Source organism: Pseudoalteromonas sp. SR43-3, from assembly GCF_014163875.1.
In the GTDB taxonomy this organism is placed as follows: Bacteria; Pseudomonadota; Gammaproteobacteria; order Enterobacterales; family Alteromonadaceae; genus Pseudoalteromonas; species Pseudoalteromonas distincta.
The window spans coordinates 1-16,865 of the sequence record NZ_JACJEC010000018.1 but is presented as its reverse complement, the minus strand read 5'-3'; the positions used below and the strand labels follow the sequence as shown (position 1 = coordinate 16,865).

The 16,865-nt window shown below is 37.9% G+C and carries 14 protein-coding genes and 1 pseudogene; 6 read left to right on the top strand and 9 right to left on the bottom strand.

What is annotated here, in order from left to right:
• Positions 1–9: 9 nt before the first annotated feature.
• On the top strand, positions 10–1,014 hold the full coding sequence (gene ltaE / locus H5088_RS16290) for a low-specificity L-threonine aldolase (protein ID WP_182753714.1): 1,005 nt from the start codon (positions 10–12) through the stop codon (positions 1,012–1,014).
• Here the strand turns inward: ltaE and H5088_RS16285 are convergent.
• The 8 genes from H5088_RS16285 to H5088_RS16250 all read right to left on the bottom strand — a co-directional run bounded on the left by H5088_RS16285 (position 988) and on the right by H5088_RS16250 (position 10,917).
• Entirely contained in the window at positions 988–1,581 is a 594-nt protein-coding gene (locus H5088_RS16285; RefSeq protein ID WP_007582344.1) for a thymidine kinase, read from the bottom strand. The genes ltaE and H5088_RS16285 overlap by 27 nt on opposite strands.
• A gap of 93 nt (positions 1,582–1,674) precedes the next feature.
• Positions 1,675–2,469, bottom strand: coding sequence for an amino acid ABC transporter substrate-binding protein (locus H5088_RS16280; protein ID WP_182753712.1), 795 nt, complete (start codon positions 2,467–2,469; stop codon positions 1,675–1,677).
• A 72-nt stretch (positions 2,470–2,541) separates the two neighbouring features.
• The gene (locus H5088_RS16275) at positions 2,542–3,012 is read right to left on the bottom strand and encodes a methylated-DNA--[protein]-cysteine S-methyltransferase (protein ID WP_182736847.1); all 471 of its coding nucleotides are present in this window, start codon (positions 3,010–3,012) and stop codon (positions 2,542–2,544) included.
• Entirely contained in the window at positions 3,012–4,364 is a 1,353-nt protein-coding gene (locus H5088_RS16270) for a DNA-3-methyladenine glycosylase 2 family protein (protein ID WP_182753710.1), read from the bottom strand. The genes H5088_RS16275 and H5088_RS16270 overlap by 1 nt, the downstream gene beginning before the upstream one ends.
• Before the next feature lie 74 nt (positions 4,365–4,438).
• Complete coding sequence (locus tag H5088_RS16265) at positions 4,439–5,050, bottom strand: superoxide dismutase (protein WP_154902934.1); 612 nt, start codon at positions 5,048–5,050, stop codon at positions 4,439–4,441.
• A gap of 22 nt (positions 5,051–5,072) precedes the next feature.
• A complete protein-coding gene (locus H5088_RS16260) occupies positions 5,073–5,579 on the bottom strand; it encodes a hypothetical protein (protein ID WP_182753708.1) in 507 nt (168 codons plus the stop codon).
• A 79-nt stretch (positions 5,580–5,658) separates the two neighbouring features.
• Complete coding sequence (locus tag H5088_RS16255; protein ID WP_002958990.1) at positions 5,659–6,141, bottom strand: GNAT family N-acetyltransferase; 483 nt, start codon at positions 6,139–6,141, stop codon at positions 5,659–5,661.
• A 12-nt stretch (positions 6,142–6,153) separates the two neighbouring features.
• Positions 6,154–10,917 (bottom strand): PAS domain-containing protein, encoded by a 4,764-nt coding sequence (locus tag H5088_RS16250; RefSeq protein ID WP_182753706.1) that lies wholly within the window; start codon positions 10,915–10,917, stop codon positions 6,154–6,156.
• Positions 10,918–11,168: 251 nt separating this feature from the next.
• Here H5088_RS16250 and H5088_RS16245 point away from each other — a divergent pair, with 251 nt between their 5' ends.
• From H5088_RS16245 to bfr (H5088_RS16225), 5 genes are all read left to right on the top strand, one after another.
• On the top strand, positions 11,169–12,035 hold the full coding sequence (locus H5088_RS16245) for a cation diffusion facilitator family transporter (protein WP_182695204.1): 867 nt from the start codon (positions 11,169–11,171) through the stop codon (positions 12,033–12,035).
• A gap of 114 nt (positions 12,036–12,149) precedes the next feature.
• Complete coding sequence (locus H5088_RS16240) at positions 12,150–13,220, top strand: PepSY domain-containing protein (RefSeq protein WP_182716308.1); 1,071 nt, start codon at positions 12,150–12,152, stop codon at positions 13,218–13,220.
• Positions 13,221–13,292: 72 nt separating this feature from the next.
• Positions 13,293–15,428, top strand: coding sequence for a TonB-dependent receptor (locus H5088_RS16235; RefSeq protein ID WP_182753704.1), 2,136 nt, complete (start codon positions 13,293–13,295; stop codon positions 15,426–15,428).
• Positions 15,429–15,694: 266 nt separating this feature from the next.
• Entirely contained in the window at positions 15,695–16,165 is a 471-nt protein-coding gene (bfr, locus tag H5088_RS16230; protein WP_182753702.1) for a bacterioferritin, read from the top strand.
• A 12-nt stretch (positions 16,166–16,177) separates the two neighbouring features.
• Positions 16,178–16,642 (top strand): bacterioferritin, encoded by a 465-nt coding sequence (gene bfr / locus H5088_RS16225; RefSeq protein ID WP_002958984.1) that lies wholly within the window; start codon positions 16,178–16,180, stop codon positions 16,640–16,642.
• Between the two features lie 29 nt (positions 16,643–16,671).
• On the opposite strand, the pseudogene H5088_RS16220 reads toward bfr (H5088_RS16225), so the two are convergent.
• A pseudogene (locus tag H5088_RS16220) lies at positions 16,672–16,865 on the bottom strand (IS481 family transposase); the annotation flags it as partial.

The window sequence follows — 16,865 nt, the reverse complement described above, 5'->3', positions numbered from 1 at the left end:
AAGGCAATCATGATAGATTTTCGCTCTGATACAGTTACAAAACCAACAAACGAAATGCGCGATATTATTTACAACGCACCGGTTGGTGACGATGTATATGGTGATGATGAAAGCGTTAACCAACTAGAAGCCTATGCGTGTAAGCGTTTTAATTTTGAAGCCGCACTTTATTGTAGCTCAGGCACACAAGCCAACTTACTTGCGTTAATGGCGCACTGTGAGCGAGGTGACGAATACATTTGTGGCCAAAATGCTCACAATTATAAGTTTGAGGGTGGCGGCGCAGCTGTATTAGGATCTGTTCAGCCACAACCTATTGAAAACGAAGCTGATGGCAGCATCCCTTTTAGTAAAATAGCGGCGGCTATAAAACCAGACGATTGCCATTTTGCAAAAACGCGATTGCTCAGCTTAGAAAATACCATTGGCGGAAAAGTACTCCCGCTTGAGTACTTAGCCCAAGCACGTGACTTTGTTAATACGCATAGTTTAGCGCTGCACTTAGACGGCGCACGTGCTTTTAATGCCGCTGTTGAGCTAAAAGTTAATATCACAGAAATTACAAAACACTTTGACTCAGTTTCTATTTGTTTATCTAAAGGTTTAGGTGCGCCCGTAGGCTCTTTATTATTAGGCTCACCAGCACTTATTAATAAAGCAAGACGATGGAGAAAAGTACTTGGTGGTGGTATGCGCCAAGCCGGAATGCTTGCAGCCGCTGGACAATTTGCACTTGAGCACAATGTAGAGCGCTTAAAAGACGATCATGAAAATGCACGTTATTTGGCTCAACAATTAAGTGAAATCAGTGGCTTTACTGTCGATATGACTAACACCACTAATATGGTTTACGCAACATACAGTAGCAGTATAAATATTGAAGATATTGCTGAAGCGCTTAAACAACAAGGCATATTATTTAGCCCAAGCAAGCAGCTTAGGCTAGTTACGCATTTAGATATAACCCGCGAAGATATTGATACATTTTTAAATGCTTTGTCGGCCCATATTTAACGCGGCTTTATAATGTTTGCGGCATACCGAAACATATCGGTCATTGCCGCCAATTTCTACTTGGTTACCATCGGCTATTGCTTCACCATTTTCATCGGTACGCAGTACATGGTTTGCTTTACGTCCACAGTGGCAAACAGTTTTAAGCTCAACTAACTTATCAGCCCACGCAAGCAAATATTGCGACCCTATAAATAGCTCGCCTCTAAAGTCGTTACGCAGGCCATAACACAATACCGGTATACCGAGTTCATCAACCACATCGGTTAATTGCATTACTTGTTCTTTTGATAAAAATTGGCACTCGTCAACTAACACACAATGGCGCTTTTTATCATTATTGAGTGATTGAATAAGATCAAAAACATCTTTACTAGCATCAAATACATGCGCATCAGCTTGCAAACCAATACGAGAAGATACTTTACCCACGCCTTGTCTATCATCAATGGCAGCAGTCAGGATCACAGGTTCCATGCCACGTTCTTTATAATTAAATGCAGATTGTAATAACGTGGTTGATTTACCTGCATTCATTGCAGAGTAGTAAAAGTATAATTGAGCCATTGTGGTGCCATTTTATAAAAAGTGCGCTTATGCTACCTTAATATTAAATTAATACCAATTTACAAACGCGAATTTTATTTTGTCAGGGCCTGTTTATTTAAGTGTTTGTAAGTATTTAATATACACAGGTGCACTTTCAAATTTTGATAACCACTGCCACATTTGCAAGCTTAGAGCATTATTTTCTTCATAGAATTTTTTTGAAAATACAAGGTAACCATGGCTGGTTTCGTAAGGGGGATAAATAGGTTTAACATTATTACCCTCATACGGATAACTCGACACTTTTAAGCCATCTACTAGGCATAGATCAACGCTCGCCTGCACTACCCCCTTATCTAGCAACTCAAAAGCTTTGCTTTTAGAAAACGTATTATGAATAAAAAATGGTTCTTCTTTTAACGCGCTATTTAGCCCATAACCATTAGGAATAGCTATCGTAAATGCTTTATTTTGAAATACTTCACGAGTCTCCCATTCCTTATGAAATTTATAACGCCCTATAAGGCAGCTGCCAAATTCACTTACTGCGTAGTTATCTTGTAACTTACCTTGCTCATCAACAGGGTAAACAGCAACGTTTTCTCGCCCTTTGCGGTAACTTGCAATAACAGCATTAACTCGATTAAATTCTAAATCGTTTAAGCATCTACGCCATGGCTTTCTAACAAATGATATTGCTACATTGGGCAATGCTAAATCAAGTTGTTGAAGTATTTCGATTGATGCACCAGGTTTATCTGTTGGTATATTTTGGCCATCACCTAAAAACATGGGTGCTATATTTTTGTCTTCGTAACAAAACACGAGACTTTGCGGCTTGCTAAACGCAGTCGCGGTAAACATTAAACTGGCAATAAAAAAGTAAACTAAGCTATTAATACGCATAATAATTTTTATTAGTTGATTATTTAAATTATAGGTTGAGTTAAGCAGACTGGCTATATTTTATCAATTAATTTACATTAATCCTTCGTGCTTCAGCAACCACAGTTTCCTATCAAGCCCACCAGCATAGCCCGTTAACTTTGCATTTGCGCCAATAATTCGGTGGCACGGTACAATAATACTAATCGGATTTTTACCATTAGCAGCGCCTACTGCCCTCACTGCTTTTGGGTTATTGAGTTGGTTAGCAATATAGCCGTATGTTTGCGATTGTCCAAAAGGTACTGTTAATAGTGCTTGCCATACACTTTGCTGAAATACCGTACCGGTTGTATCAAGTGGTACATCAAACATAGTGCGTTTTTTTGCAAAGTACTCATTTAACTGCGCAGCGCAAATAAGCACCGCCTTGTTAGTAACTTGCTCAAATGGCGTATGAGGGTGCTCAACTGGAGGATAAAAACCAACGTAACTCACACCTTTATCAGTCGCTTGAATAATTATGTCGTCTATAGGGCTCGAAATTGATGTTTGAATGATCATTATAATTGCTGCCAAAGTTGAAACGTTAAGTAAGAGCGAAAAGGAGCGCAATTAGCAGGCTCAAACGGATTTACCGCTGCTTGTGCTTTTTTAACACCTAAATCACCATCAAGTAATATATCGGGTTGGCTTTGTCCTCGCAGCTTTGCATAATTTACTGTCCAAGGGCCAATTCCTTTTAAACTAAGCCATTCGTCTAAATCGTCATTTTCAGGATTTAGCGCACAAAACTGGGCTAAGTTGTGTAGCGCATTTTTGCGTGCTTGTGGCATTTTAAAAAATGCAAAATCACTATTAGCAACAATTTTAGCCGTAGGAAAATAAACGGCATCGCCCTCTTTTTCGCCTAATTCATCAACTAACTTTGTTACTAAATTATGCGCTGCAGTAACACTTACTTGTTGCCCAAGTACCGCTCTTATACCGGCTTCAAAACTTGACCAAATCCCCGGAAGTCTGAGCCCTTCGCACACTGTAAACGCATTGTTTATATTGGCGCTTAAATGCATTTGAATTAAATTAATATCGGCATCTAAATCAAGCACACGGCGTATATTATTTATAACAGGTTGTAAGTACGCCGTATTGTCTATATTGATAGATACACTAAAGTGGTTTTTACTCGCTATAAATTCTGCGGTAAAACTTCCTTTATATTTATCACTTGCAAAAGTACGCCCGTAGCTCGTTTGTGTTATCCACTCCATTGGTTTTATCAAGCGCCTTTGTAAAAAGCCCTGCAAAGCAGGCCAATTATAAGGCGGCCTAAATGGCAGGGTTAAAATGAGTGTTGACGTTGGCTTTTTATCGCCACTGCGCAGCTTCGAGGGAGCTATATTTAACTGCTGTAAAAATGCATCATTAAAGCGCCTAATGCTTTTAAAGCCTGCGGAAAACGCTATTTCGGTAAGGGGTAAATGTGTTTCTTGAATCAGTTTTTTAGCAAAGTGGCATTGGTTAAATAATCGATATTGCGTAATCGACACGCCAAAATACTGCTTAAACAACTGCCTTAAATAACGACTACTTACGCCTAAACGAGCTGCTAATTTTTCGCAGTCGTGCTCGTCATTTTGATCTATTAACTGTTTTGCTCTAAGTGCCGTCGTTTTTGTACCCTGCCATGCTGCGCTGCCTGGGGCACTATCGGGCCTGCAACGAATACAGGGCCTAAAACCATCTTGCGCCGCGTTATGGGCAAACTGATAATAAGCAACGTTTTTTTCGTGAGCCGTTGGTGCAGGGCAAATTGGTCTGCAATAAATACCGGTACTTTTTACCGCTACGTAAAAAAGCCCGTCAAAACGAGGATCGCGACTCTGACGTGCTTTTTGCCAATGTGAAGTGTCCATAAACGGCTCTATAAATTAATCTAATAGAGCCTAGCTTATAGAAAATAAACTGTATTACTAGCCATATTCGGCACTCAACTTATTGCGGCTAGGTAGCGTTTTTCAACTTCAGTCCAATTAATTACATTATAAAAAGCAGCAATATAGTCAGGACGCTTATTTTGATACTTCAAATAGTAGGCATGCTCCCATACATCAAGTCCCAAAATAGGGGTATTTCCCTGCATTAAAGGGCAATCTTGATTAGCACTATTTTCTACAATCAACTTTTTATCTGGGGTCACACATAGCCACGCCCAACCACTGCCAAATTGACTAATTGCAGCAGCAGTAAATTGATCTTTAAACTTATCAAAACTGCCAAACTGTTCATTTATTGCCTGAGCTACACTACCTTCAGGTTCCCCTCCTCCTTCTGGGCTCATTACTTGCCAAAATAAGCTGTGATTAAAATGCCCTCCTACATGCTCTTGTACTGCTTTTTGTAAATTACTAGGCAGGCTGTTTATTCCCTTAAGTAATTTTTCAGCATTTGCGGTTGCATAAACAGTATCTGCTAAAGCAGCATTGGCTTTATTGATATACGTTTGATGATGCAATGTGTGGTGAATATGCATTGTTTTACCATCAATATGAGGCTCAAGCGCATCGTACTCATAGTTAAGTGCAGGCAAAGTAAAAGCCATAAATACTCCTTTTTCTTTTAAATTAGTGCAGTTGATTGTTTGTAGTGCTCTCTGAGCATAAGCTAAAATTCACTTGCTTTATTAGCTCAGGTAAAAAATGATAGCGTCTTGCAAATAATACAAGTTCAGAGGACGTTTTAGTGTAATGATGCTTACTCACTTTTTGTATATCGTAATGAGTATGCTTAATTAGCGAACAGAGTGTTAAGTGTACTTCGCATAGCCATTTGCATGCATTTTCAGGCTGTTGCAAAGCTATATAGGTATCAGCTAAATTATGCGACGTAACAACAAGTGCGGGTATGCAATGCTCAATAGCATGGATGACATTGTTATTAATCTGAGCATATAAAAACTGCTGAAGAAGATGATCTGCAAGTGTTTTAGCTAATAAGTATTTATCGCGGGCTTCGAGAAGTGCACCTTGTTCAAATGCATAATTACCTTGCATTATATTCGACTGCCAAGGGCTTAATGCTTGATCAAGACAAAGTAAATCTGAGTGGGATTGTTTTTGGTTTGAGATCATATAATCATCTGCACGTTTATTTATGGGCGTGTAGTTAACTTACACACCCACAAACCTAAATGCAAATGATTTTCATTAACTATTTGGCAAAGTCTAGTAATTCCTGCCCTGTTAAGCGATATATAATCCATTCGTTTTGAGGCTTTGCACCAATGCTATTGTAAAAATCGATAGCGGGTTTATTCCAATCAAGCACTACCCATTCAAAACGACCACAGTCATTACTAATCGCCTTATTAGCTAAGTGCTTCATAATGGCTTTACCTGCACCATTGCCACGGCTATCTGGGCTTACGTATAAATCTTCAAGGTATAGGCCATTTTTACCTAACCATGTAGAGTAATTATAAAAATAGACCGCAAAACCAATTGGCTCATCACCTTCTAAACAAATTATGCTGTGCGCAGTAGCACCGTCGCTAAACAGCGTATCTAAAATAGCCTGTTCGTCTGTTTTAACTGCATCCGGTTCTTTTTCATATATGGCAAGTTCGGTAATAAAGTGCAAAATTGTTTTCGCATCACTTGGTTTTGCATCACGTATTATAACGGGTTGGCTCATTGTATTTTTACCTTAAATATACTGCTCTAATTTATCTTTTAAAATATCTAATTGAATCGGTTTGCTCAAGTAGTCATCCATTCCAGCGGTTATACAACGCTCTTTATCAGAGTCCATTGCGTTAGCCGTAATAGCAATGATCCTAATGTTTTTGTGTTGTATACCCGCCATACCTTTACGGATAGCTGCAGTTGTAGCAAAGCCATCCATAACAGGCATCTGGCAATCCATAAGAACGAGCTTAAAGAAACCAGAATCGTGAGACTCTAATATATCTATCGCTAATTGACCATTTTCGGCAATTGTAACGTCACAATTAAGCTTTTTGAGCATTAATGTAGCCACTTGTCGATTAATTGGATTATCTTCTACAAGTAATATTTGGGTAGGTTCCTGCACCTTTTCTTTTTTAAGAGAGGAAATATAGCCTGAAGTAACAAGTGGGAGTGTCTCATCTGAATCATTACTTGTTATGACTGACAGTGCAGAAATTAAATCGGCAGTGGTTACAGGTTTGGGGAAATATGCCTGAAAGCCTGCATTAGAATAGCGCTGCGCACCTTCCATACCAGCAATACTGGTCATCATTACAAGTGGCATTGATTTATAATGTTCATGTGCTTTTAGTGCTTTACACAGCTCTATACCATCCATTCCTGGCATTTGCATATCAAGCACTGCAATGTCATACATGCAATTGTTACTTTTATACTGCTGCGCGCACATATCAAGAGCTTCGCGTGCGTCACATGCAAGCGCAACCTTAGCTCCCCAGTGCTCAAGCTGCTGTGAAATTACAATTCGATTTGTCTCGTTATCATCAACAACCAAAACGGTTAGCTCTTCCATATTAATATTAGGAATATAACGTTCTTTTTGATCTCCCGGAGTCAGCATTATAGTGGCAGTAAAAGTACTCCCTTTACCGGCTTCGCTAGTGAGGGAGATAGCTCCCCCCATTAGTTCACAAAGCTGCTTACAAATAGCCAGCCCTAAGCCACTGCCTCCATATTCACGCGTTGTTGATGCATCGACTTGAGAGAAAGGGGTAAATAATTGCTCTTGTTTTTCTAAACTTATTCCTATGCCTGAGTCCTTTATACTTACAACAAACTCTAAACCTTGAGCTACTTTATTAATTTTCGCGCTTACAACAACCTCGCCTTGACTCGTAAACTTAACGGCGTTGCTCAATAAATTAGTAATAACTTGGCGAATGCGCCCTGGATCGCCACATAACTGCGAAGGCTCTAGCGCTACCAGATCCAAAATAATTTCAATACCTTTGTCTTGAGCTGTAAATGCTTGTGCGGCAGCAACTTCACCAATTAAATCACGTCCATTAAAGTTAATTTCTTCAAGCTCGATTTTACCTGCTTCAGCTTTAGAGAAATCTAAAATATCATTAATTACACCCAATAAAGAATGTGCACTTTTTTTGGCTATATCTACTTTTGTTTCTATTGGTTTAGATAATGATTCTAATTGAACAAGCTCTAGCATACCGAGTACGCCATTCATCGGCGTTCTAATTTCATGGCTCATGGTTGCTAAAAATTGGCTCTTAGCAATGGCTGCATCTTCAGCTTTCACGAGTGCTACTTTTAGCTCCTCACTAATTACTTTTCGTTTTTGAGAAACTAAAGTGCTTCCCACTAAAGTAGCTAATGAGCGAAGATACGTTTCTTCACTTTGCGTCCAGTTGTGATGCTCGCCTACTGTTTCAGCGCACAAAATACCTAAATTACCATCGCCTGTTGCAATTACAGCATCAAGCATCGATTTAATATTTAGTGGTGTTACATATGCTTCAATAAAATCAACAGTTGCTGAGTGAGTATAAACATCATCAATAGCCACTAAATTATGTTTATAAATAGCATTAAAATAAGCTGGGTAGTCTTTAGCAGTTAAAATAGCGTCGGTATCTACAAACCCTTGACCATTTATATATAAGCAATGACACGTCATCACATCTCGTTTTTCGTTAAAGATCCATATCGAAGCTCGTGTAACATTTAGCACTTCACACATAGATTTAACGGCTAGCTTTTTAACCTCTTCTACATCACTATTTTGCACCTCAGGTGCGACTGTAAGCGCGGCTAAATTTTTGTTATAACGATTTGCTTTTTCGCTCTCAAGTTCAAGTCGTTTATGTGCATCAATACTTTGAAATGAACCAAACACACGTACACATTTACCGTCTTTAAGCTCAGCTTGGCCCATCGATTTAACCCAACGCTCTTGCCCAGAATAGGTCAAAATAATAAGCTCTACACTCCAGCTTTCACCTAAAGTCACTGCGCACTCAAATAAGGTACTTATAGTATCTCGGTGTATGCCTGGTTTATAAAAGTTAATAGCGGTATCTATGCTAGGCTCATAACCCTCTGGTACTTCGTGAATAACTTTAACTTCATCAGACCAATAAAGTGTATGCGCATCTAAGTCCATCTCCCATGCGCCAATCTGCCCTTGCTTACTCATTGATTCAAGTAGGCTTTGCTGACGATTTATTTTTAACTGTGTATTGTAACGCTCTGTAATATCAAAAATAAATCCATCTAAATACAATATGCTGCCATCATCTGCGTAAATGGCTTGGCCTTTTTCATTTACCCAATGTAAGGAGCCATCGCGGGCTGTAATCCTATACTCAACAGACCATGACTGCTTAGCGCTAACACAACGTAGAATTTCATCTTTTATTTTTTTAGAATCGTCTTCGCATATCAAATCAAAAAAGCTGGGGGGTTCATCATGTATCAACTCATCAGGTGAATAACCTGTTATTCCACTCGCTTGCTCGCTCATATAAAGCATGCTTAATTTATTATCAAACTTACATCGATAAATAATGCCAGGGATATTTGATACCAAAGATGCAAACCTATCGCGGCTTCCTTGTAGCTCAAGCTCTGTAGATTTTCGTTCTGATATATCTAAATGCGTACCTATCATACGTTTTGGAGAGCCATCGGTATTCCACTCAACTACTTTTGCAGTATCGAGTACCCAAATCCAATGTCCATTTTTATGCTTCATGCGGGCTTCACTAACAAAATAGTCAGTCTCACCGGCAAAGTGCTCTTGAAGTTTTTTATTTGATATCACTAAGTCGTCTGGGTGAGCATATGTATACCAAGTATCTATAGTACAAGGCTCAATCTCACTGAGTTTGTAACCTATTATCTCGGCCCAGCGGTTATTAAACGTCACTTTATTCGTATCAATATACCAATCCCAAATACCCACGGCTGTTGAGTCTATCACTAACTGTAACTGTGTTTTGTGTTGCTCAAGCTCTAGCTCTTGTACTTTCAGGGCTGTAATGTCATTACGAATAGCAATATAGTTTTGCGGTTTTCCATTTTCATCTAAAAATGGTGCAATCGTCGTATCTACCCAATATATGCCACCATGCTTAGCTTTATTGCATATTTGCCCGTTCCATATATCACCACGTTTAAGCGTTTTATACATATTTTTAAAAAATTCTTTTTCGTGTTTTCCCGAATTTAAAAGGCGATGGTTTTGACCTATTAATTCGTGTTCATCGTAGCCACTAATCTCACAAAATTTCTTATTTACAAAAGTGATGGTGCCATGCAAATCAGTTACAGCAACAATAGCGTGTTCATCTAATGCACTTTTTTGCTCGGCTAATTGTTTTAATGCAATTTGAAGTGCAGAGCGTTGCTTTTGTAATATACTGTGTTGCTCTTCTTTTACGGCTACTAAATTACGTAAACCCAATGAAAGCTGGTTAAACTCAATACTGTCGTTTATTACAGGGACTTTTACCTTATCTCCTTTTGTAATACTCTCAACAATTTTAGCTAAGTTAATTAAAGGTCTAGAAAGTCGACGCCCAAACCACCACGATGACGTTAATATAAGCAGCAATGCCCCCGCATTTGTTAATAAAGCAAGCTGTTTATAAAAATTAGCACCTTGTAGTGCAACTTCTTTTGGTTTTGTTACAAGTAATTGCCATCCAGATTCATTTAAAAACTCTAGAGAATCAATATACCCGTATAAAGTCTCTTCATTTTTATTACTGTAAGAAAAAACACGTTGCGTTGGGGAGCCGTTTTGAGAGAAAAATAGTGGTTGAGAATCTTCTGAATTATTATTTTTTTGAATTTTATTATTATGCATAACATAAAATGTTATGTCTTTATTTGCAGCGTGTATTTTACTTAGATTATTTAATAAGCCGTTTAAATTTATATCTGCGAGCAATATGGCTTGTAGCTTATTTTCGGTATTTACTAACGGTAAGCCAATAATATGATACTCACGCCCTGAGAATGTCATTGACTGAAATTGGATTTTACCTGTATTTTTAATACCAGAACGTATGTTATTAAAACGTTGATCTTTAATAATATTAAAAAAGGGTGATGAAGGTAGTGATTTAACGAGGTTTACATCAATAAGTTCTACATTATTAACAAAGTCGTACTGCTCAACAAATTGCGCTATTAATTGTTGTTTTTTAGTCGGGCTAATATCAAACTGCGCCCTAAGCAAATATAGATCCTTAACATGCTCTGCAAACCAAATATCAGCAAATTGCTTACCTATATTATTAAGCTCGTTTAGTTCAGCGTCTGCATTTTGCTTAAGCGTGCTATTTACATGTCCAAGGCTAAACCAAGTAAGTATACATAGTGGCCCTAAGGCTATAATTATAAAGGTTATAATTAACTTACTTCGAACAGACTGTCCTTTACCTGTTAATTCATCAAAGTTTAAACCTTTGTGCATGCTTAATATCCAGCAACTTATAATCATTTAATATTACTTACATTAATGCACTAAATATATAAAGACGCAAGTTTTGAGCGGTAAACTCCTTAAAAAATGGGTGTTTAGCGTTACAATATTAAATTCACACTTTTTAAAATATACGCCTTTATTACTAACTTATAATTAGATTTATTGACGCTACCACATCTGTAGCGGTTTTAAACCAGCCATGATATAAGCAATATTCAATTAATACATTTGAGGTCATTATGGCGCACGATCACTCACATAGTCATGTAGACGAAAACCAGAGCGATAAACAGCTAACCGTCGCTGTGGTTATTAATGTATTGCTAACCGTAGCCCAAGTTATTGGCGGGGTATTTTCGGGCAGTTTGTCACTTATAGCCGATGCACTTCATAATTTAAGTGATGCTGCCGCTATATTTATCGCGCTCGTTGCACGTAAAATTGGTAATAAACCTGCTGACACCACTCATCATTTTGGCTATAAACGCGCTGAAATACTTGCCACACTTTTTAATAGCAGTACATTGATATTAATTGGTGTGTATTTAATTTTTGAAGCCATTTCGAGCTATTTAAACCCTCAACCAATTAATGGTTGGATAGTTGTGTGGGTGGCAGCAATAGCATTGATTATTGATTTAGCAACCGCATATTTAACCTACCGAGCTGGCGCAAATCACAGTATAAATATAAAAGCGGCCTTTATTCATAACGTATCAGATGCAATGGCATCTATTGTTGTTATTATTGCGGGCACCTTAATTATTTTATACCAGTGGTATATCGTTGACTTAATTGCCACTGTGCTTATTTCTCTTTATGTAATTTATCATGGCATTTTATTATTAAAGCAAAGCTGCAAAATTTTAATGCAAGCAGCGCCTAGCAATATTGATATACACGCAATATCACATGCTATTAGTAATGAATTTAATATCGAATCGGTAGTTAGCATTAAGCTTTGGCAACTAGATGATAAAGAAAATTATTGTGAGCTTATTATTGGCACTCAGCACTTAATTAATTTGCCAGCAGTAAAAAGCTTTTTACACGACAATTTTAATATTGAAAATTGCATAATAGAAATCCGACCAATCGCAAATTAAAGCCCAATTTAATGCTCTTAATAACAAGCTAAACCAAATACATAACTATTTAATTGAAAACAGCTCGTATTATCATTTACAATATTGTCATTAACTCATAATGAGATACCGTTTTTGAAACTTTGGTTACGTAGAATTCATTTAGGCCTTGCCCTAATTAGCGGACTATTTTTATTAATAGTGAGCCTAACCGGTGCTGTTATGATTTATGCAAAAGACATACAGCACCTAATAGAGCCTGAGAAATGGCAAGTAACACCCCAAAAAAACTTAATGCATTACGATGAACTTATACAAAATGTACAAGCTCAAACTAAGCAAAAAATCACCTTTTTTATGCCCGAACAAGCGCCAAACGCAGCATGGCAATTTCGGTTAGCCAATAAACACTACGCCAGTGTTAACCCCTACTCAGGGAGTGTACTAAACATCTATGAATCAACCGATACGATTTATGGGTTTGCTATGGGATTACATCGTTGGCTGTTGTTTGAAAACAGTAAAGGTGAAAAAACCTTTCGAAATTGGATGTCGGTGTGTGCATTGCTACTTTTAATAAATGTATTACTGGGCTTTTATTTATGGGTAAAGCCCAAAAACAGAGTTAAACGTTTAGCTATAAAACCAAAAGCCAAATTTAGAGTGCTCATGTATCAATTACATACAGTGCTTGGTGTTTACTTTTTTATACCGCTTATGCTGATTGCCTTTACTGGTATGGCATTTAACTGGAAAACACAAACTCAATCGGTATTAGAATTTGTGACCTTAAACAAGGTAGAACAAAGACCTAAAGCACCAAAAGTAATAACCCCTTCTCAAGCTACTTTAAACTACAATGAAGCAATTAAAAATGCAGAGAACGTATTTCCAGACGGTAAATTATATAGAGTTTACTTACCTAAAAAGGATGACGAAGCAATTGCACTGAGAATGCAAAACCCTGGCGAAAGCCACGCTTACAGCTGGGTTTGGACTAACCCATTTACTGGTAAAGTATTAAACTCATTTGACGCCAGTAAAACTAACTTCGCAACACAAGCATGGAACTTCAAATATAAGTTTCACATTGGTGATTTTGCAGGTCCTATCGTGCAGTTTTTATGGTTATTAATAGCCCTTTCACTCGCATTTTTTATTGTAAGCGGTGTGTATTTCTGGTTAAAACGCCATAAATGGAAATAAATCTCATTAACACTTGTTCCATTAGTTGATAATGATTACCATTACGTAAATTGTTATCAACTAAGACACCCCATGTTAAAAACTTCGCTTTGCCTTATCGCTGTTGCAATAAGTACTAACACGTTAGCAAATGAAAATAATAAAAATGAATACAATTCAGATCAATTTGAGCATGTCATTGTTTCAGGCAGCCGTATATCAGAAAGCATTGACGAAGTACCAGCCTCGATCACCGTTATTAATCAGCAACAAATACAACAGCATTTAAAAGTAAGCTCAGAATTGGGAAGTTTACTCGCGCAAATGGTTCCTGGCCTTGCCCCAGATACAGGCAGTTCAAGTAATTCAGGACAAACCCTACGCGGCCGTGCGCCATTAATAATGATTGATGGCGTACCGCAATCAACCCCTCTTCGTAATGGTTCTTTAGGCGTAAAAACGTTAGACGCCAGCGCAATAGCGCGCATTGAAGTCATAAAAGGCGCAACGTCTATTTATGGTAATGGTGCCTCAGGTGGCATTATTAACTACATAACAAAACAAGCGCGTAGTGATGGTAAACCGGAAGGCGAAATAAGTATTTCAAGCCGCTTTAGCGCTGTTAAATTAGCAGAAAGTGGTGGCGGTAGAGTATCAGCCGCAGTAAACGGTAAGCTCGACCAACTAAGCTACCTGTTAACGGCAAGCTATAAAGAAAACGGCGTACAACGCGATGCACAGGGCGATATTTTAGGCTTGCAATATGGTTTATCAGACTCTGAAACTCAAAACTATTTTACCAAACTAACTTATGATTTTGACGACGAAAAGCAACTGCAGTTCAGCTATAACTTTTACAGCTCACAGCAAAAAACTGATTTAGGCGATGTTACCGGCGATGGTAATATAGGAGAAAAAACATACGCTATACACGTCCCCTTAGCGCTTCAAAAACAAGGTAAGCCGCAAGGCCCAGAAGGCAACAAAAATATAACCCTAAAATATGTTGATTACGCGTTGTTTGAAAACACACAAATGACCCTCGATCTGTATAAACAAAATATAGAAAACGTATTCTTTTTCTCAACCGCTTTAGCCAATCTTGATGAAGGTTATAGCGGTGGTCAATCGGTTATTAAATCAGACAAGCAAGGTGCAAGAGCTACATTTAATAGCCAGTTTGATTTTGAAAACCTAACAGCCACTCTAATCTACGGTATTGATGCCTTAAATGATAAAACATCGCAACCTTTAGTAGATGGCCGTGTGTGGGTGCCAGAAATGGACATGAAAAGTGTGGCTGGCTTTTTACAAACCAAATGGGTAATAAACGACGATATTATTGTAAAAGCGGGTGTAAGAAACGAAAGCATTGATTTGAGTGTAAGTGACTACCAAACGCTAAAACTTTGCAAAACCGTATCTCAATGTTCAGTACCATTAAATGTGCGTGGTGATACCATAAACTATGACGCTACAACGTATAATGCAGGCATAAAATACAATTTAACAGATGCATTCAGCCCATTTTTTAGTTATTCACAGGGCTCTGATATTTCTGATATTGGTCGCCTACTTCGCGCTGCAACTGTTGACGATATTGCACTTGTTCAAACACAAGCCTCAATAATCGACAATTACGAAATTGGTTTTACCTCACAGTTTGAAAACGTACGTTTTGAATTTGCTCTTTACAGAAGTACCTCAGAGCTTGGTACAAGTAATGAGTATAATGAAGTAACGGGTGTTTACGAACCCGTACGTGCACCACAAGAAATATGGGGTTACGAAGGGTTAGTTAATTATACTATTAACCAAGACCTTAAATTAAGCGCCACATACAGTTACGTAGAAGGTAAAAATACCGAAGCTGATGACTATCTAGGCGCAAGCCAAATTAGCCCACCGAAAGCCACTGCTAATTTAACGTGGCAAACAAATGACGAGCTATCGCTTGCAATGAGCTTTTTATATGTAGGCGACAGAAAGCGTTTTGATAAAAATGCGCAAGGCCAATACTCTGGCGATCAGGGCCCTGTTAGCAGCTACAACACATTCAACTTAAGTGGCCAATACAATGTTAACGCCAGGTGGAGTGGGTATTTTGGAATAGAAAACCTATTTAATAGTGATTACTACCCTGCCCGCGCACAGGCTTACACCTACGGTGGATATAACATTAAAGGATTAGGCACAACCGCAACGCTGGGTGCTAAATACCAGTTTTAATTAGTGATAGACTCAATAAATAGGCATGCCTATTTATTTAAAAAGATAATATGAAAAGCAGTATCTCTACTTATTGTTTATAAATACCTCTAGTAATCATTCTCAGATACTAATACAAATAAAAAACTGTCCATAAACCAAGCAGTAACGCAAACTTAAATAAGAATCAAAACCAATAGTAACGCAATGATTTTTATAGAGAAAACTTGCAATATAGGCTATATGTACTACACTGCATACAATTGAAATAGTTGAGGCGATTTATCATGAAAGGTAATCAAAAAGTAATCGATGCGTTTAATACATTGTTAGCTAACGAATTAGCAGCAATCGATCAGTATTTTATACACTCGCGCATGTATGACGACTGGGGTTTTAACAAACTATACGAGCGCCTTAACCACGAAATGGAAGAAGAAAAAGATCACGCAGACTGGCTTATTAAGCGCATCTTGTTTTTAGAAGGTGTACCAAATATGACTAAGCGCCGTGATTTACTTATCGGTAACGATGTAAAAAGCATGATGCAAAACGATTTAACACTAGAGCTTGAAGTAGTTGCGTGTGTTAAAGACGTAATCGCAATATGTGAAGAACAACAAGATTATCAATCTCGTAGCATTTTAGAAAAGCTGTTATTTGATACCGAAGAAGATCATGTTTACTGGTTAGAGCAACAACTTGGTCTAATTGATAAAATTGGTTCTGAAAATTATCATCAAGCACAAATGGCTTAGTAGGAGCATATTATGAAAGGCGATAAAGACGTTATTGCAGCGCTTAATAAAGTACTCGCTAATGAGCTTGTTGGTATTAACCAATACTTTTTACATGCACGTATGTTTAAAGATTTTGGCTTTACACAGCTTGATAAAGCAGACTACAAAGTATCAATTCAAAAAATGAAAAACGCTGATCGTTTAATTGAACGTATTTTGTTTTTAGAAGGCTTACCAAATCTTCAAGACCTAGGCCGATTACGTATTGGTGAAAACAGCGAAGAAATGATTGCTGCTAACATGAGTTTTGAACTCGATACTATTGACGAGTTACGAAGCGCCGTTAAACTGGCTGAAAGTAAAAAAGATTACATTACCCGTGAAGCCCTTGATCACATTTTAAATGAACAAGAAGAGCAAATTGATTGGTTAGAAACCCAACAATTACTTATTAAAAATACGGGTATCAAAAACTACTTACAGTCTCAACTGTAAATAGTAACAAGCTGTGTGATTCATAGACATCATTTCACTTTTCGTAGTTGAAGATCACGCTGATAATTCGATAACTGAATGCGTTCATTTTCAGTTTCGTAGTTAGCGTGAACGTCTTCCCAAAGCGGTGTTTTTTCAAGCCGTTCACATACAACATCCATTGGAGTTTTACCTTTGAATGAGCCGTGAGCGCGTTGCCAATTGTAGTAATGCTGCCACTCAG